This is a genomic window from Streptomyces araujoniae (assembly GCF_050871195.1).
GTDB classification, from domain to species: domain Bacteria; phylum Actinomycetota; class Actinomycetes; order Streptomycetales; family Streptomycetaceae; genus Streptomyces; species Streptomyces bacillaris.
Genome location: NZ_CP194070.1, coordinates 4,098,679 through 4,116,304 on the forward strand (window position 1 = coordinate 4,098,679; position 17,626 = coordinate 4,116,304).

13 protein-coding genes and 1 riboswitch are annotated in these 17,626 nt (G+C 74.6%); of the genes, 6 read left to right on the forward strand and 7 right to left on the reverse strand.

Annotated features, from left to right (window positions below; all coding sequences use genetic code 11):
- Positions 1-515: 515 nt before the first annotated feature.
- Entirely contained in the window at positions 516-1,043 is a 528-nt protein-coding gene (locus ACQ9ZG_RS17430; protein WP_109914880.1) for a discoidin domain-containing protein, read from the forward strand.
- 22 nt (positions 1,044-1,065) lie between these two features.
- Here the strand turns inward: ACQ9ZG_RS17430 and ACQ9ZG_RS17435 are convergent, their stop codons facing one another.
- Both ACQ9ZG_RS17435 and ACQ9ZG_RS17440 read right to left on the reverse strand, forming a co-directional pair.
- The gene (locus tag ACQ9ZG_RS17435) at positions 1,066-2,334 is read right to left on the reverse strand and encodes an RNA polymerase sigma factor (RefSeq protein WP_499280799.1); all 1,269 of its coding nucleotides are present in this window, start codon (positions 2,332-2,334) and stop codon (positions 1,066-1,068) included.
- A 57-nt stretch (positions 2,335-2,391) separates the two neighbouring features.
- A complete protein-coding gene (locus tag ACQ9ZG_RS17440; protein ID WP_109914663.1) occupies positions 2,392-2,802 on the reverse strand; it encodes a YciI family protein in 411 nt (136 codons plus the stop codon).
- A gap of 232 nt (positions 2,803-3,034) precedes the next feature.
- Here ACQ9ZG_RS17440 and cbiE point away from each other — a divergent pair, with 232 nt between their 5' ends.
- On the forward strand, positions 3,035-4,330 hold the full coding sequence (cbiE, locus tag ACQ9ZG_RS17445) for a precorrin-6y C5,15-methyltransferase (decarboxylating) subunit CbiE (protein ID WP_499280801.1): 1,296 nt from the start codon (positions 3,035-3,037) through the stop codon (positions 4,328-4,330).
- A complete protein-coding gene (gene cobM, locus ACQ9ZG_RS17450; RefSeq protein ID WP_109916225.1) occupies positions 4,327-5,076 on the forward strand; it encodes a precorrin-4 C(11)-methyltransferase in 750 nt (249 codons plus the stop codon). Before cbiE ends, cobM begins: the two co-directional genes overlap by 4 nt.
- Positions 5,077-5,133: 57 nt before the next feature.
- Here the strand turns inward: cobM and ACQ9ZG_RS17455 are convergent, their stop codons facing one another.
- Positions 5,134-5,964 (reverse strand): alpha/beta fold hydrolase, encoded by an 831-nt coding sequence (locus tag ACQ9ZG_RS17455; protein ID WP_109916224.1) that lies wholly within the window; start codon positions 5,962-5,964, stop codon positions 5,134-5,136.
- 543 nt (positions 5,965-6,507) lie between these two features.
- Complete coding sequence (locus ACQ9ZG_RS17460) at positions 6,508-7,617, reverse strand: cobalt-precorrin-5B (C(1))-methyltransferase (RefSeq protein ID WP_109916223.1); 1,110 nt, start codon at positions 7,615-7,617, stop codon at positions 6,508-6,510.
- A gap of 30 nt (positions 7,618-7,647) precedes the next feature.
- Between ACQ9ZG_RS17460 and ACQ9ZG_RS17465 the strand changes: the two genes are divergently transcribed.
- Complete coding sequence (locus ACQ9ZG_RS17465; protein WP_109916222.1) at positions 7,648-8,412, forward strand: cobalt-precorrin-6A reductase; 765 nt, start codon at positions 7,648-7,650, stop codon at positions 8,410-8,412.
- Here ACQ9ZG_RS17465 and ACQ9ZG_RS17470 read toward each other — a convergent pair.
- The 3 genes from ACQ9ZG_RS17470 to ACQ9ZG_RS17480 are packed head-to-tail and all read right to left on the reverse strand — an operon-like array spanning position 8,397 to position 12,092.
- Entirely contained in the window at positions 8,397-9,908 is a 1,512-nt protein-coding gene (locus tag ACQ9ZG_RS17470; RefSeq protein WP_499280803.1) for a precorrin-2 C(20)-methyltransferase, read from the reverse strand. The genes ACQ9ZG_RS17465 and ACQ9ZG_RS17470 overlap by 16 nt on opposite strands.
- Before the next feature lie 2 nt (positions 9,909-9,910).
- Positions 9,911-10,537 (reverse strand): precorrin-8X methylmutase, encoded by a 627-nt coding sequence (locus ACQ9ZG_RS17475; protein WP_028420125.1) that lies wholly within the window; start codon positions 10,535-10,537, stop codon positions 9,911-9,913.
- 49 nt (positions 10,538-10,586) lie between these two features.
- Positions 10,587-12,092: a ferredoxin-like domain-containing protein gene (locus ACQ9ZG_RS17480; protein ID WP_499280805.1), complete on the reverse strand. Its 1,506-nt coding sequence runs from the start codon at positions 12,090-12,092 to the stop codon at positions 10,587-10,589.
- A 416-nt stretch (positions 12,093-12,508) separates the two neighbouring features.
- Positions 12,509-12,594, forward strand: a riboswitch (cobalamin riboswitch).
- Positions 12,595-12,687: 93 nt separating this feature from the next.
- Here ACQ9ZG_RS17480 and cobN point away from each other — a divergent pair.
- Positions 12,688-16,293 (forward strand): cobaltochelatase subunit CobN, encoded by a 3,606-nt coding sequence (gene cobN, locus ACQ9ZG_RS17485; RefSeq protein ID WP_109915918.1) that lies wholly within the window; start codon positions 12,688-12,690, stop codon positions 16,291-16,293.
- A gap of 293 nt (positions 16,294-16,586) precedes the next feature.
- On the forward strand, positions 16,587-17,621 hold the full coding sequence (locus ACQ9ZG_RS17490; RefSeq protein WP_109915920.1) for a hypothetical protein: 1,035 nt from the start codon (positions 16,587-16,589) through the stop codon (positions 17,619-17,621).
- The last annotated feature ends 5 nt before the right edge of the window (positions 17,622-17,626 follow it).

Below are 17,626 nucleotides of genomic sequence, written 5' to 3' on the forward strand. Positions count from 1 at the left end.
CGCCCCCGCGCCCGGCCGCGACGCCGCCTGCTCCCGCGCCCGTGACGCCGCCTGGGCTCGGACCCGTCACCCCGCCCGTACCGCCTGCCGCACCCACCTCCGTACCATCGTCACCTTCCCAACAGCCCCAACAGCCCCCGCAACCGTCCCCGCAACCGCCCCCGGCCTCCGGCACCGCCGCCCCCCGCCGCCCAGGGGAGGAGCCGCCCGGTCCGGCGCCCGGCCCCGACGCCTGGCCGGACGGAGGGCGGCGGCCACCGGCACCCTCGGCGGGCGCGACGGACCCCCGCCCCCTCGGCGCACCACGCGTCTGTCCCAACTGCCGTACGGAGAACGCCCCCGACCGCACCCTCTGCATCCGCTGCGCGCTCGTCCTGGACCCCGGTCCGGCCCCGGCCGCCCGCCCGTCGTGGTGGCGGCGCCTGCTGGGCGGGGGGCGGTCGCGGTCCCGGAGGGGGCACACGGCGGGGTCGCGGCCCCGGCGCGGGTGGCGGCGGCCGAGGGTCGGGCTGCCGGTGGTGCTGGTCCTGCTGGCGGTGGGGGTCTGGTTCGCGCTGCCGCACCTGTCGGGACTGCTGGGCTTGGCCAGGGAGGAGACGGGCACGCCGGAGTCGCTGCCGCCCGCCGCGTACCGCGCGTCCAGCGAGGCGGGGGAGCACCCGGCGGCCGCCGCGTTCGACGGGTTCAACAACCGCTACTGGGCACCGGAGAAGGCCGGGGACGGCGTCGGGGAGTATCTGGAGGCGGACTTCGCGCAGCCGGTGCGGATGATGAAGATCGTGGTGTTCTCGGGGACGTCGGCGCGCAAGGACGAGTTCCTCACGCAGGGCCGCCCGGCCCGGATCACCGTCGAACTGACCTCGCGGGACGGGGAGAAGAGCAGCCGGACGCTGCGGCTGCGCGACCAGGCGGGCCAGCAGACCTTCGACGTACGGGGGTCGGGGACGGTCCGGGCGCGGATCACGGTCGACGCGGCGTACGGGTCCGGGGAGGACCGGCGGACGGCGGTGGCGGAGGTGGAGTTCTTCGGGCGGCGGGAGTGAACGGCCCTGCGGGAGAGGGCAGTCAGCTGTCGATCCGGTCCGCGCGGTCGCGGAGGTACCGGGCCTCGGGCCGGCTGAGGGTGTGCTCGGCGGCGGCGAGGTAGGCGGTCCGGGCTGCCCGCGACTCCCCGGCTCGCTCGAGGAGATGGGCGCGTACGGCGTCGAGCCGGTAGCGGCCCTCCCCGGGCAGGTCCGCCGCCAGCGCGTCGGCCTCCGCCAGTCCGGCGCGCGGCCCGTGCACCATGGCGACGGCCACCGCCCGCCCCAGCGCGGCGGCCGGGTCGGGGGTGCGGCGGACGAGGAGGTCGTACAGGGCGAGGATCTGCGGCCAGTCGGTGTCCTCGGCCCGCCCGGCCTCGTCGTGCAGGGCGGCGATGGCGGCCTGGAGCTGGTAGTCACCGGCGGGCCCCTGGGTGAGCGCCTCCTCGGCGAGGGCGGTGCCTTCCGCGATGGCCGTACGGTCCCAGAGGGAGCGGTCCTGCTCGTCGAGGGGGATCAGCTCACCGTGGGGGCCGGTGCGCGCCGGGGTGCGCGCCTCCGTGAGGACCATGAGCGCCAGCAACCCGGTCACGCGCCCCTCGTGCGGGAGGAGCCGGCGTACGGCACGGGTGAGCCGGATCGCCTCGCGGGCCAGGTCGGTGCGGTGGAGCTCGGGGCCCGCGGTGGCGGTGTACCCCTCGTTGAAGACCAGGTAGAGGACCTGGAGGACGGCCGCGAGCCGCCGGTCCCGGTCCTCGGGCTCCGGGGCCCGGAACTCCGCGCCCCGCACCGCCCGCTTGGCCCGGCTGATCCGCTGCGCCATCGTCGCCTCCCCGACCAGATGGGCGCGGGCGATCTCCGCCGTGGTGAGCCCGCCGACCGCCCGCAGGGTGAGCGCGATCTGGGCGGCGGGGGAGAGGGCGGGGTGGCAGCAGAGGAAGAGGAGGGTGAGGGTGTCGTCCTCGGAGGGCGCCCGGCCGCCCGGTCCGGCGAGGCCTTCTCCCGGCGGCGGGGTGACGAACGCGTCGGCCGGGGTCAGGGCGGCCGCGGTCGCCTCGCGCCGGCGGCGGGCCTCGTCACTGCGGAGCCGGTCGGTGAGGCGGCGGGAGGCGACCCGGATCAGCCAGCCGCGCGGATTGCCGGGCACGCCCTCCTCCGGCCACTGTCCGGCGGCGGCGATCAGGGCCTCCTGGACGGCGTCCTCGGCCGGGTCGAAGTGGCCGTAACGGCGGACGAGCGCGCCGAGGACCTGCGGCGCGTGCAGGCGCAGCAGGTCCTCGATCGATGCGGACGCTCCGTCACTCCGGTCCATCCGTCTCCCTGTTCCGTGCGGTCAGTCGTCTCCGTGAGGTCGGTTATCTCCGTGCGGTCAGTCGTCGATGCCGCCGTCGACGGTACGGATGAGCACCGGGTACTCGGGCGCCCCGGCGGGCTGCGGACAGCGCGCCACGCGGGCGGCGATCTCGGTCACCCGCTCCAGGCTCTCGCAGTCGAGGATCCAGAACCCGGCGAGCAGCTCCTTCGTCTCCCCGTACGGCCCGTCCGAGACCACCGGACGCCCCTCGGCGTCGACGCTGACGGCCCGCCCCTGCGCGGGCTCCCGGAGCCCGTACCCGGTCACCAGCTCGCCCGTCTCCGCGAGGTCGTCGTTGATGCCGCCCATGTAGGCGAACATCTCCCGCATGGCCTTCTCGTCCCAGACGGGGCTGCCCGGGGACCCCTTGCCGGACTGCGCGTCGTAGTCGGCCTGGGTGCCCTGGACCATCACCAGATACTTCATGACCGTCGCCTCCATCACTCTTTCTCCTCCGCTGACACAGGGGACGTCGGTGCGGGGAGGGGATTCTCGACACGACGCGCGATTCCCCTCCGGATTCACCCGCGGATCCGCCCCTGATTCACCCGCTGGAGGGCCCGGAGCAGCACGTTCAGTAAAGTGCGGCAACGTTGAGCCTGCCCATGTGTCCGCCCGCGCCTGCCCGCCGGCCCCCCGCGATCGAGGTCGTCCGCCTGTGTCCACCGCCCGTCCCGCCTCCGTTCCGCCGACGCACCCGGTCTCCGTCGTGGGGATCGGGGCGGACGGCTGGGCGGGCCTGTCCGCCGGGGCGCGCGAGGCGCTGCGGGAGGCGGAGGTGCTGATCGGCGGGGCGCGCCAGCTGGACCTGCTCCCGCCGGAGTGCGCGGGCGTGCGGGTGGCGTGGCCCTCGCCGCTGCGCCCCGCCGTGCCCCGGCTGCTGGCCGAGCACGGGAAGCGCCGGATCGCGGTGCCGGCGAGCGGGGACCCGATGTTCTACGGGATCGGGCGCGCGCTCGCGGAGGAGCTGGGGCCGGAGGGGGTGGCGGCGGGGGCGCTGCGCGTGCTGCCGCACCCGTCCTCGGTGTCGTACGCCTGCGCGCGGCTGGGCTGGCCCCTGGAGGACACGGAGGTCGTGACGCTGGTGGGCCGCCCGGCGGCGCGGCTCGCGCTCTCCCTCCACGAGGGCCGCAGGCTGCTGGTCCTGAGCGCGGACGCGACGACGCCCGCCACGGTGGCGGCCCTCCTGACCTCCCACGGCTTCGGCCCGAGCCGGATGCGGGTGCTGGAGCAGCTGGGCGGTGAGGCGGAGGCGTACGCGGACGGCACCGCCGAGAGCTGGGCGCACGCCCCCGGCGACCGCCTGAACGTCATCGCGGTCGAGTGCCGGGCGGCGGCGGACGCGCTGCGGCTGGGCACGGTCCCGGGCCTGCCGGACGAGGCGTACGAACACGACGGCCAGCTCACCAAGCGCCACATCCGGGCGGCCACGCTCGCGACCCTGGCGCCCGCGCCCGGGGAGCTGCTGTGGGACGTGGGCGGCGGCTCGGGATCGATCGCGATCGAGTGGATGCGTGCGCACCGCACCTGCCGTGCGGTGAGCGTGGAGCGGGACCCGGTGCGGGCGGAGCGGATCACGCGGAACGCGGACCGCCTGGGAGTCCCGGGCCTGCACGTCGTCACCGGACCGGCCCCCGCCGCCCTGGCCGGACTCGACCTGCCCGACGCGGTGTTCATCGGCGGCGGTCTGACGGCCCCGGGGCTGCTGGACGCGTGCTGGGAGGCGCTGCGGCCGGGGGGCCGGCTGGTGGCGAACACGGTGACGCTGGAGTCGGAGGCGCTGCTGGGGGAGCGGTACCGCGTGTACGGCGGGGAGCTGACCCGGCTGGCGGTGGCGCACGCGGTCCCGGTGGGCGGGTTCACGGGCTGGCGGCAGGCGATGCCGGTGACGCAGTGGTCGGTGCGCAAACCCCCGGCCTCGGAAGCACGTTCGCACATTGGAGAGAGACCATGACCGTGTACTTCATCGGCGCGGGCCCCGGCGCCGCCGACCTGATCACGGTGCGCGGCGCCCGGCTGCTCGCCGCCAGCCCGGTCTGCCTGTACGCGGGCAGCCTGGTCCCGGTCGAGCTGCTGGCCGAGTGCCCGGAGGGCGCCCGCCTGGTCGACACGGCGAACCTGGACATCGAGCAGATCACCGCCGAGCTGGCCCGGGCCCACGCGGACGGCCACGACGTGGCGCGGCTGCACTCGGGGGACCCGTCGGTCTTCAGCGCGGTGAACGAGCAGATGAAGCGCCTGGACGAGGCGGGGATCCCGTACGAGATCGTCCCCGGCGTCCCCGCCTTCGCCGCTGCGGCCGCCTCCCTGAAGCGCGAGCTGACGGTCCCCACGGTCGGCCAGACGGTGATCCTGACCCGCGTCGCCCAGCGCGCCACCGCCATGCCCCCCGGCGAGGACCTGGCCACCCTGGGCCGCAGCGGTGCCCTGATCGTCCTCCACCTGGCGGCCCGCTACGTGGACCGGGTGGTGGAGGAGCTGCTGCCGCACTACGGGGCCGACTGCCCGGCCGCGGTGGTCGCGATGGCGTCCCGCCCGGACGAGATCGTGCTGCGGGGCACGCTGGACTCGATCGCCGGGCAGGTGAAGGCGGCGGGCGTGATCAGGACGGCGGTCATCATGGTGGGGCGGACGCTGGGGGCGGAGCAGTTCCGGGACAGCCACTTGTATGCGGTGGGGCGGGAGCGGGGTGGGTGCTGACGGGCCGGGCCCGCTCCGGTAGCGGCCCCTCCCTGGGGCTGCCTTTCCAGCTCCGTGTCAGGCCTTCAGGAAGGCGAGGATGTCCGGGTTGAGGACCTCTGGGTGCGTCGAGAGCATCCCGTGCGGGTACCCCTCGTAGACCTTGAGCGTGCTGTTCGGCAGGAGCTCCGCGGACAGCGGCGCCGAGTCGTCGAAGGGGACGACCTGGTCGTCGTCGCCGTGAGCCACGAGGACGGGGACGTCGATCTTCTTGAGGTCCTCGGTGAAGTCGGTTTCCGAGAACGCCTTGATGCACTCGTAGTGGGCGTTCGCGGCGCCCATCATGCCCTGCCAGCACCACCGGTCGATGAGGCCCTGGGACACCTCGGCTCCCGGACGGTTGAAGCCGTAGAAGGGCCCCGAGGCCACCTCGATGTAGAACTGCGCCCGGTTCGCCGCCAGTGCGGTGCGGAATCCGTCGAAGACCTCCAGGGGAGTGCCGCCGGGATTGGAGTCCTTCTTCACCATGACCGGCGGGACCGCACCGACCAGCACCGCCTTGGAGACCCGTCCCGGCTTGGCCCGGGCCACGTAGCGGGCGACCTCACCGCCGCCCGTGGAGTGCCCGATGTGGACGGCGCCCTGAAGATCGAGGGCGTCCGTCAGCGATGCGACGTCCGCCGCGTAGGTGTCCATCTCGTGGCCGTCCGCGCTCTGGTCGGAGCGCCCGTGCCCCCGCCGGTCGTGCGCGATGACGCGGTACCCCTCGGCGAGGAAGAACAGCATCTGCGCGTCCCAGTCGTCCGCGCTCAGTGGCCAGCCGTGGTGGAAGACGATCGGACGACCCTCACGCGGACCCCAGTCCTTGTAGAAGATGGTCGTGCCGTCAGCGGTGGTGATCGTGCTCATTACGAGTCCTTCCGACAACCGCGGGGTGTGCTCGACAGGCCTGGACGGCGAAGTGGACCAGCCAGCCGTGGTCGCGAGGCGCCCCGGCTTGGTGCGTCCGAACTTTTCGCCCTGTAAACGCTACGCCCATGTCCCATTCATCACACTTTGCGCACCCGGTCCTGGCGTCTGACACCGATAGCTGCCGGCGGCGTGCGTGGCCGGCCGAGTACGAACAGGTGCCAAGTCCGCAGGAGCACCGGCCGGGTTGCCGTTCGGCGAGCCCTGCGCTGGGCGAGCCAGGTGGTGGCGGTCGCGAGGCGCCGGGGCCATGGGCCGGGGTCGGCGTTGCTGATCTCGTGCCAGGGGCGGTGGCGTTGTTCAGGCCGGTGTGGAGGAGCTGGGGTCCGGCGAAGGGGTGGAGGCCGTCGGGGTGGGCTGTCGTGCTGCAGCGTAGACCGTGCGGCTGACACAGCCTTGGTCCTTCGAAGCATCGGAGAACGCTTCCTCGCAGGCCACGGAGCGACCGGCCGGCGAGGTGCGGAGACCTGGTGGGCCAGGGCTTCACCCCCTTCCCACCACCATCCCCGCCCGGTCGACGCAGATCACGTCCACCCCCACCGGGGCGCCCCGCAGCACGGACAGCGCCTCGTCCCGGGCTCGCGCCGCCACCAGGTCGCCCAGGCGCACCCCGGCCGCCTCGCAGAGCCGCAGGGCCTCCAGACCCGTGTTGGCCGTGGTGATCCGGGACGCCAGCTCCTCCGTCGCGCCGCCCAGGCGGGCCAGGTCGGCCAGGAAGGCCTTGTCGACCTGGGAGCGGGCCGAGTGGAGGTCCAGGTGGCCCGCGGCCAGTTTGGAGAGCTTGGCGAAGCCGCCGCAGATCGTGAGGCGGTCGACCGGGTGGCGGCGTACGTACTTCAGGACCGCGCCCGCGAAGTCGCCCATGTCCAGCAGCGCGATGTCCGGCAGGTCGTACTCCGCGCGGACGGTGCGCTCCGAGGTCGAGCCCGTGCAGCCCGCCACATGGGTCAGGCCCGCCGCCCGTGCCACGTCCACGCCCCGGCGGATCGAGTCGATCCAGGCCGAGCAGGAGTACGGGACCACCACCCCCGTCGTTCCCAGGATCGACAGGCCGCCCAGGATGCCGAGGCGGCCGTTCCACGTCGAGCGGGCGATCTCCTCGCCGTGGTCGACCGAGACGGTGATCTCCACGTCGCCCGGCTCCCCGTGCTCCGCCGCCACCCGCTCCACGTGCTCACGCATCAACCGGCGCGGCACCGGGTTCACCGCGGGCTCCCCGACGTCCAGCGGCAGGCCGGGGAGGGTGACCGTACCGACGCCGGAGCCCGCCCGGAACACCACGCCGGAGCCCGGCGGCAGCCTCCGTACCGTCGCCCTCACCAGCGCCCCGTGCGTCACGTCCGGGTCGTCCCCCGCGTCCTTCACCACCCCGGCGCACGCCCGGTCCGGCCCCAGCTCCTCCACCGCCAGCGCGAACGCCGGTGCCTGGCCCCTCGGCAGCGTGATGCTCACCGGGTCCGGGAAGTCGCCGGTCAGCAGCGCCGTGTACGCGGCCGTCGTCGCCGCCGTCGCGCACGCACCGGTCGTCCAGCCGGGGCGCAGACCGGTGTGTTTGAGTTGGGCACTGCGACCGCCCCGCGCCTCAGCGGTCATGAGCGTCGTTCATGAGAAGAGTCCGTTCCGATGATGCACGTGAAGCATGTTCTTGTTCTGGGAGGGACCACCGAGGCCCGGCGGCTGGCCGAGCGCCTTGCCGGTGAACCGCGCGTGCGCGTCACCACCTCCCTCGCCGGGCGCGTGGCCGCTCCCCGGCTGCCGCCCGGTGACGTGCGCGTCGGCGGGTTCGGGGGGCCCGACGGACTTGCGCTGTGGGTACGTGAGCACCGCGTCGACGCCGTGATCGATGCCACCCACCCCTTCGCCGCCACCATGAGCCGGAACGCGGTCCTGGCCGCCGCGCAGGCCCATGTTCCTCTTCTCGCCCTCCGCCGGCCGGGCTGGGTCGCCCAGGACGGTGACCGCTGGCACTCCGTCGCCTCCCTCGCCGAGGCGGCCGAGCTGCTGCCCGCACTGGGTGAGCGGGTCTTCCTCACCACCGGGCGGATGGGGCTCGCCGCCTTCGCCGGAGCCGGCCTCGATGCGATGTGGTTCCTCGTACGGTCCGTCGACGCGCCGGAGCTGCCCCACCCCCGGAGGATGGAAGTCCTGCTCGACCGGGGGCCCTTCAGCCTCGAAGGGGAGCGGGAGCTCATCCTCCGCCACCGCCTCGATGTCCTCGTCACCAAGGACAGCGGAGGCGATGCCACCGCGCCCAAGCTCACCGCCGCCCGTCAGGCCGGGATTCCCGTCGTCGTGGTGCGGCGGCCGCCGGTTCCGGAAGGGGTGCCGGTGGCCGCCACGCCCGACGAGGCCGGGGAGTGGGTACGGGGCCTCTACACCTCCGGGTAGCGGCGCGGGGTCCACACGACGGACTCGCCCGACTCGCCCCGCCGTACCCAACGCGTCTGCGACGAGCCCACGATCAGCAGCGTCCGCATGTCCACCTCCGCCGGGTCGAGATCGGCCAGCCGCACCGTACGGACGGACTCCGTCGCGCCGCCCACGTCCCGCGCCAGCACCACCGGGGTGTCCGGAGAGCGGTGCTCCAGAAGCAGATCACGGGCCTTGCCGACCTGCCACGTACGGGATGCGGAGCCCGGGTTGTACAGCGCCAGCACCAGGTCCGCCGAGGCGGCCGCGCGGAGGCGTTCCGCGATGACCTCCCACGGTTTGAGGCGGTCCGAGAGGGAGATCGTGGCGTAGTCGTGGCCCAGGGGTGCGCCGGCGCGCGCCGCCGCCGCGTTGGCCGCGGTGACGCCGGGCAGGACCCGTACGGGAACCCCCGCGTACTCCTCCTGCGACGCCACCTCCAGCACCGCCGTCGCCATCGCGAAGACCCCGGGATCGCCGCCCGAGACGACCGCCACGCGGTGGCCCCGCCGGGCCAGGTCCAGCGCGAACTCCGCCCGCTCCGACTCCACCTTGTTGTCCGAGCCGTGCCGCGCCTGGCCGGGGCGGACCGGCACCCGGTCCAGATAGGTGGTGTAGCCGACCAGGGCGTCCGCCGCCGCCAGCGCGCCCCGCGTCTCGGGGGTCAGCCACAGCGGGCCCGCCGGGCCGGTGCCGACCACGACCACGTCGCCGGAGGCCGAAGGCGCGGGGCGCGGCGCGTCCACCCGGCTGGGCAGCACCGCCACCGAGAAGTACGGCACCGACGCCGGGTCGATGTCCGCCAGTTCGCCCGTACGCTCCCCGGCCATCGTCGCCCGCTCCACGTACCGCGCCTCCGCGAGCCGCCCGGAGGCCTCGAACGCGCCGCGCACCGCCGGGAACGTGCGCCCCAGCTTCATCACCACCGCCGTGTCGGTGGCCGCGAGACGGGCCGTCAGCTCCTCCTCGGGCAGCGTGCCGGGCAGGATCGTGAGGATCTCCTCGCCCTCCACGAGGGGCGTGCCCAGGCGGGCCGCCGCCGCGCTCACCGACGTGACGCCCGGGATGACCTCCGTGGCGTACCGGTCGGCCAGCCGCTTGTGCATGTGCATGTACGAGCCGTAGAACATCGGGTCGCCCTCGGCGAGGACCGCGACCGTCCGGCCCGCGTCCAGGTGCGCCGCGAGGCGGGCCGCGGCCTTCTCGTAGAACTCCTCCAACGCGCCCCGGTAGCCGCCCGGGTGGTCCGTGGTCTCCGTCGTGACGGGGTAGACCAGGGCCTCCTCGATGTGGTCCGGCCGCAGGTGGGCGGCGGCGATGGAGCGCGCGATCGAGCGGCCGTGGCGGGCGCTGTGGTAGGCGATGACGTCCGCCTCGCCGATGGCCTGGACGGCCCGCAGCGTCATCAGGTTCGGGTCGCCGGGGCCGAGCCCGACACCGTAGAGACGGCCCGTGCTGCCGCTGGACTCGCTCATCACTACTCTTCCTCGCTCGCGATGGCGTTCAGCGCCGCCGCCGCTATCGCGCTGCCGCCGCGCCGGCCCCGGACGATCAGGTGCTCCAGGCCCGACGGGTGCGCGGCCAGGGCCTCCTTGGACTCCATCGCGCCGACGAAGCCGACCGGGACGCCGATGACCGCCGCGGGGCGCGGGGCCCCCTCCTCGATCATCTCCAGCAGCCGGAACAGGGCCGTCGGCGCGTTGCCGACCGCGACCACGGCACCCTCCAGCCGGTCCCGCCACAGCTCCAGGGCCGCCGCACTCCGCGTCGTCCCCATCTTCGCGGCCAGCCCGGGCACGGACGGGTCGGAGAGCGTGCACACCACGTCGTTGTCCGCCGGGAGCCGCTTGCGGGTGACCCCGCTGGCCACCATCGCCACGTCGCAGAGGATCGGTGCGCCGGCGCGCAGGGCGGCGCGGGCGTCGGCCACGGCGTTCGGCGAGAAGGCGAGGTCCGTCACGAGGTCGACCATGCCGCAGGCGTGGATCATCCGGACGGCGACCTGGCTGACGTCGGCGGGCAGCCCGGCGAGATCCGCCTCCGCGCGGATGGTGGCGAAGGACTGGCGGTAGATCGCCGGTCCGTCCTTCTCGTACTGGTGCACAGTGCTGTCGCTTTCTTCAGCTGATACGTCAGAGGAATCGGGTGTTGCGTCAGAGGGCGCGGGCCTCGGCCACCGCTGCCGCGAGCCGTGCCGGGTCGTCGTTCCGTACGGTCGTCGTCGGCTCCCGCCGCTCACCCCGTACGTGCGAGATCCGGTGCCCGTCCGGTGCGGCGACCACGTCGATCCACTCCCCGTGGGGGTGGCCGCAGCGGCGTTCACACCCGGACCAGTACACAGGGAGCCGCCCGGGCCGCCCGACGGCGGCCCCCGCTTCGGCCCCGGCGGCGGACCTCCCGGCGGCCGTGGCGGCGGACCCCTCTCCGGATACGACCGCCCCCGCTTCGGCCCGTACGTCGGCCAGCGACTTCGCGCAGCCGGGGTGGCCGATGCAGGCGCCGACGCCGGTCCAGGGGGAGTCGGCGGTGGTGATCAGCCCGGCCCCGGCCAGCGCGCGGAGCGCCTCCGCCGCCTCCTGCCGGGGGAAGGGGCCGGGGACGACGATCCCGCGCCACGGGGTGAGCCGCAGCTCGCCGCCGTACCTCCTCGCCGTCTCCGTGAGCAGCCGCCACTGGGCCGGGGTGAGCCGCCCCAGAGGTACGCCGACGCTCACCGCGGCCGTCGCGCCGACCGGCCCCGGGGCGGGGGCGGCCGCCTTGCGGGGACGGGGCCGGGGGTGGTGGACGGCCGGGCCCGCCGTCGCGCCGATGGACCGGACCAGCTCGGTCCGTACGTCGTCGGGCAGGTCCCTCACGCGCCAGGCGGCGGAGGCCTGAGGGGCGGAGGCCGGGGAGCCGGAAGCCCGGGAGGCGGCGGGGACCGAGGAGCCGGAGTCCTGGGAGGCGGCGGAGGCCGGGGAGTCGGAGTCCTGGAGGGCGCCGGAGCCTGGGGCGGCTGCTGCCGCGTGGGCGGCCGCTCCGCCGTGGGCGGCGCGGAGGAACGCCTCGGCGGCCCGGAGCGCGGCGCGCGGGGCCGCGTCGGCCGGGACCCGGAACACCTCGTCCCCGGCCCCGATCCGCAGCAGGGCGTCCGGCCCCCGGGCGATCAGGGTCACGTCCGCGCCCAGCGCGTCCACGTCACCGCCGCCCGCGTCCAGGGCGAAGAGGAAGCGGCCGGAGAGCGCCGCGGCGGCGGGCGAGCCGCACACCAGCCGGTCCAGCTCCGCCAGCCAACCCGCCAGCGACGGCGACCCGTCCAACCCCGCCAGCGGCGACGCCACGATGTTGCGGGCCCGCTCGTGCGCGGCCGAGGGCAGCAGCCCGGCGTCCGTGAGCAGGCCGGCCAGCCCGCCGCCGCACTCCGTACCGAGGCCGCGCAGCTGGACGTTGCCCCGCGAGGTGAGATGCAGCTCACCGTCCCCGAACCGCTCGGCCGCCACCAGGAGCGCGTCCGCCCGGGCGGGGTCCAGGACGCCGCCGGGTATCCGTACGCGGGCCAGCGCCCCGTCGTCCGCCCGGTGCAGCCGCAGCGTTCCGGGGCAGGCGTCGCCACCGGCGCGGGGGGAGGCGCCACCCGCGGAAACGGGCGAGGGGGCGGAATCGGGCATGGCGGCGAGCATACCGACCGGGCCGCTCCCGGCGGCGGGCCCGAGGCTGTGACCTGCGGGACAGGGGCGGCGGGCTGAAGGCGGGCCCGCGGTGGTGGTCTGCGGGTCGGTGGCGGCGGACTGGTCGCGGGCCCGCGGCGGTGGCTTGCGGGAAGGCGGCGGCGGACCGGCGGCGGGCCCGAGGCTGTGACCTGCGGGACAGGGGCGGCGGGCTGAAGGCGGGCCTGCGGTGGTGGTCTGCGGGACAGGGGCGGTGGACCGGCGGCGGGCCGATGGCCGCGACCTGGGCGGCGGAGGCGGCGGACCGGTCGCCGTCACCGGAAACAGTGATCACCACCGCACCCCCGCCCCCTGCCCCGCCCCCACCCCCGCCGCTTAGGATGCAGAAGGTGGTCCGTTCAGGCCGCCATCGCCAGACGGCGACAGGGGAGGAAGCCCGGTGCGATTCCGGCGCGGTCCCGCCACTGTGAGTCCGGCCGCCGCCACCACCGGCTGCCGGACGAGTCAGGAACTCCCTTCCCCGAGCGCCCGGTAGCCGCCGGACCGCGCGGGGAGACCCTCCGACACCGCCCGGGGCGTGGACACCCCGAGGAAGGCCTGACGCAGCATGATCCTGCTCCTGTCGACGTCCGACACCGACCTCCTGAGCGCCCGCGCCTCCGAGGGGCCCGTCAGCTACCGCTACGCCAACCCCTCCCGCGTCGACCTCGACGGCCTGCCGGAGCTGCTGGACGGCGTCGACCTCGTCGTCGTACGTCTCCTCGGCGGCGTACGGGCGTGGCAGGAAGGGCTCGACGCGGTGCTGGCCACCGGGCGCCCGGTCGTCGTGCTGACCGGTGAACAGGCTCCGGACGCGCAGCTGATGGCCGCCTCCACCGTGCCGATCGGGATCGCGGCCGAGGCCCACGCGTACCTCGCGCACGGCGGGCCCGCCAACCTGGAGCAGCTCGGCCGGTTCCTCTCCGACACCGTGCTGCTGACCGGCCACGGCTTCGAGCCGCCCGCCCCCGCCCCCGCGTGGGGCCCGCTGGAGCGGGAGGCGCGTGCGGTGCCCGAGGGTGCGCCGACCGTCGCCGTCCTCTACTACCGCGCCCACCACATGAGCGGGAACACCGCGTTCGTCGAGGCGCTGTGCACGGCGGTCGAGGACGCCGGGGGCCGCCCGCTCCCGCTGTACGTCGCGTCCCTCCGCACCCCGGAGGCCGACCTCGTCGACCGGCTCCGCGCCGCCGACGCCATCGTGACCACCGTCCTCGCGGCGGGCGGCACCAAGCCCGCCGAGGCGTCCGCCGGGGGCGACGACGAGTCGTGGGACGCGGGCGCGCTGACCCAGCTCGACGTGCCGATCCTCCAGGCGCTCTGCCTCACCAGCCCGCGCAGCGCGTGGGAGGAGAACGACGAGGGCGTCTCCCCGCTGGACGCGGCGACCCAGATCGCGGTGCCGGAGTTCGACGGCCGGCTGATCACGGTCCCGTTCTCCTTCAAGGAGATCGACGAGGACGGACTCCCGGCGTACGTCCCCGACGCCGAGCGCGCGGCCCGGGTCGCCGGTATCGCCGTACGCCACGCGAAGCTGCGCACCATCCCCAACGCGGAGAAGCGCATCGCGCTGGTCCTCTCCGCCTACCCGACCAAGCACTCCCGCATCGGCAACGCGGTCGGCCTCGACACCCCCGCCAGCGCCGTGGCCCTGCTGCGCCGGCTGCGGGCCGAGGGATACGACTTCGGCCCCGAGGACGGCATCCCGGGCCTGGTCTCCGGCGACGGCGACGAGCTGATCTACGCCCTCATCGAGGCGGGCGGCCACGACCAGGAGTGGCTGACCGAGGAGCAGCTGGCGAAGAACCCGGTCCGGATCCCGGCCGCCGACTACCGCCGCTGGTTCGCCGAACTCCCGCAGGAGCTGCGGGAGTCGGTGGAGGAGCACTGGGGCCCGGCCCCCGGTGAGATGTTCGTGGACCGGTCCGCCAACCCGGACGGGGACATCGTCCTCGCGGCCCTGCGGCGCGGGAACCTGCTCATCCTCATCCAGCCGCCGCGCGGCTTCGGCGAGAACCCGATCGCGATCTACCACGACCCCGATCTCCCGCCGTCCCACCACTACCTGGCCGCCTACCGCTGGATCGCCGCCTCCGCCGAGGACAACGGCTTCGGCGCGGACGCCATGATCCACCTGGGCAAGCACGGCAACCTGGAGTGGCTGCCCGGCAAGAACGCGGGCCTCTCCGCCGCCTGCGGCCCCGACGCGGCCCTGGGCGATCTCCCGCTCGTCTACCCGTTCCTGGTGAACGACCCGGGCGAGGGTACGCAGGCGAAGCGCCGCGTCCACGCCACGCTGATCGACCACCTGGTTCCGCCGATGGCCCGCGCCGACAGCTACGGCGACATCGCGCGCCTGGAGCAACTCCTCGACGAGCACGCGCAGATCGCGGCGATGGACCCGTCCAAGCTGCCCGCCATCCGCGCGCAGATCTGGACGCTGATCCAGGCCGCCAAGCTCGACCACGACCTCGGGGTGGAGGACCGCCCGGAGGACGAGGGCTTCGACGACTTCATCATGCATCTGGACGGCTGGCTCTGCGAGATCAAGGACGTCCAGATCCGCGACGGCCTGCACGTCCTGGGCAACCCGCCCGCCGGGAACGACCGGGTCAACCTGGTGCTCGCCGTCCTCCGCGCCCGCCAGATCTGGGGCGGTACGGCATCCCTCCCGGGCCTCCGCGAGGCGCTGGGCCTCGACGAGTCGGCGGCCACCCGCACGGACGCGGACGCGATCGAGGAGCAGGCGCGCGCCCTGGTCCAGGCGATGGACGACGCGGACTGGGACCCGGCCGCAGTGGCCGGGGTCGCCGCGGGCCTGCCGGACGCCGTGGCCGACATCCTGACCTTCGCGGCCACCGAGGTGGTCCCGCGCATGGCGGCGACGACCGACGAACTCACCCACGCCGTGCACGCGTTGAACGGCGGCTTCGTCCCGGCGGGCCCCTCCGGCTCCCCGCTCCGCGGCCTGGTCAACGTCCTCCCCACGGGCCGCAACTTCTACTCGGTCGACCCCAAGGCGGTCCCCTCCAAGCTCGCCTGGGAGACGGGCCAGGCGCTGGCCGACTCCCTCCTGACCCGCTACCGCACCGACAACGGCGACTGGCCCACCTCGGTCGGCCTCTCCCTCTGGGGTACGAGCGCGATGCGCACGGCGGGCGACGACATCGCGGAGGCGTTCGCGCTGCTCGGCATCCGCCCCGTCTGGGACGACGCCTCGCGCCGTGTGACGGGCCTGGAGCCCATCGCGTACGAGGAGTTGGGCCGCCCGCGCATCGACGTCACGCTCCGCATCTCGGGCTTCTTCCGGGACGCGTTCCCGCACACGATCGGGCTGCTCGACGACGCCGTACGCCTCGCCGCCTCGCTCGACGAACCGGCCGAGCGGAACTACGTACGGGCGCACGCCCAGGCCGACCTGGCCGAGCACGGCGACGAACGCCGGGCCACCACAAGGATCTTCGGCTCGCGCCCCGGCACGTACGGCGCCGGCCTCCTCCAGCTCATCGACTCCCGCGACTGGCGCACCGACGCCGACCTCGCGGAGGTCTACACGGTGTGGGGCGGTTACGCCTACGGCCGCGAACTCGACGGCCGCCCGGCCCGCGAGGAGATGGAGAGCGCCTACAAGCGCATCGAGGTCGCCGCGAAGAACACCGACACGCGCGAACACGACATCGCGGACTCCGACGACTACTTCCAGTACCACGGCGGCATGGTGGCCACCGTGCGCGCGCTCAAGGGCAAGGCCCCGGAGGCGTACATCGGCGACTCCACCCGCCCCGAGACCGTCCGCACCCGCACGCTCGTCGAGGAGACCTCCCGCGTCTTCCGCGCCCGGGTCGTCAACCCGAAGTGGATCGAGGCGATGCGCCGCCACGGCTACAAGGGCGCGTTCGAGCTGGCCGCCACGGTCGACTACCTCTTCGGCTACGACGCCACGACCGGCGTGGTCGCGGACTGGATGTACGACAAGCTCACCGAGACGTACGTCCTCGACCCGGAGAACCGCCAGTTCCTCCAGGAGGCCAACCCCTGGGCCCTGCACGGCATCGCGGAACGCCTCCTGGAGGCCGAGTCCCGCGGCATGTGGGCCAAGCCGGACCCGGCGGTCCTCGAAGCGCTGCGCCAGGTGTACCTGGAGACGGAGGGCAACCTGGAGGGCGAGGACTGACACCCTCTCCCCCGCTTTTCTTACGTTCCCGCCTCTGCCCCGATCTGCCCCCGACCGTCACAATCACGGATATGGGGACAACGGGGCAGGGGCGGGAACGAGGCCCGGCGAGCAACGACGAGCCCGACAAGGCGACGACCAAGGGACATACACTCGGACTTCCGGCCGGTTCGCCCGGCAGCCCGGCAGGGGACGTGCCCGGGAGCCCGTCCGGAGATCCGGCCGTACACCCATCTCCCCGCCCACCCTCGCGCCGACGCCTGGCGGTCCTCCGCCTGACCGCCACGTCCGTCGTGACCGGTGCGGCGCTGGCGGCCGTCGCGGTCGGCGTCATCCTGGAGGACATGCGGGTCTTCGTCGCCGGGGGCGGGGTCCTGGCCCTCCTGATCCTGTTCGCGGTGCTCGGCGGGAAGCGACGCCCGGCGGGCGGGGAACCACCGGTCCGCCGGCTCGCCCTGGCCCGGATCGAGGACCTCCGGGCGACCGGCGGCGAATCGGCCGACGTACCGGTCAAGTTCAGGCTCACCGTGGCCCCGGAACCGGAGGACGCCCGGCCGGCCTACCGCGTGAAGACCACCCAGCACATCAACCTGGTCGACCTCCCCGCCTACCGCCCACGCGGCATCGCGGTCGTCGAGTACCGCCCGGACAAGCCCTGGGACGTACGGATCGTCACCCGTCCCACCCCCGAGTGGTCCCGCCGGGCCGAGGAGGCGGAGATCGACTCGGCGCCCGACTCCACGCTGGTGAGCAACCCGGACGTGGACGAGGGCTCGTGGTGCCTGCTGGCCCTGCTCGCGTTCCTGGCGGGCGCGGCGCTGGTGGTGCTCCTCTTCCGGGGCCCGCTGTTCACGGAGGTGAGCGACGGGGACACACCCCCCGACTCCCCCTCGCGGTCGTCCTCAACCTCCCGCACGTTCACGACCTCCACCACGGTCTCCGGCCCGTCCTCCTCCCTGCTCACCTTCGGGCGGATGCGGGCGACCGCGATGGAGCTGGAGAGCCGGGTGGAGACCGGATTCGTCACCGAGGTCACCATCGAGGACCGGCGCATGACGGTGAGCGGCGACTCCGCGCGCCCGCCCACCGGGACGTTCCACCTCCAGACCCTCCCGTACGAACTCTTCCCCGCCCTCGTCCGCGAGGCCCGCACGACCCTGGGCGTGCGCACCCCCGAGACCTGGCGCATCGACATCACCCCGGGCACCGGCGACGGGGTGGGGCCACGCGTCCGCGTCACGGTCAGCGGCCCGGAGGGCACCGCCCACCTGGACGCGGACGCGACGGCGCGGATCACGGACCGGCGGGCGGTGGGGGAGAGCGGGTGATGCCG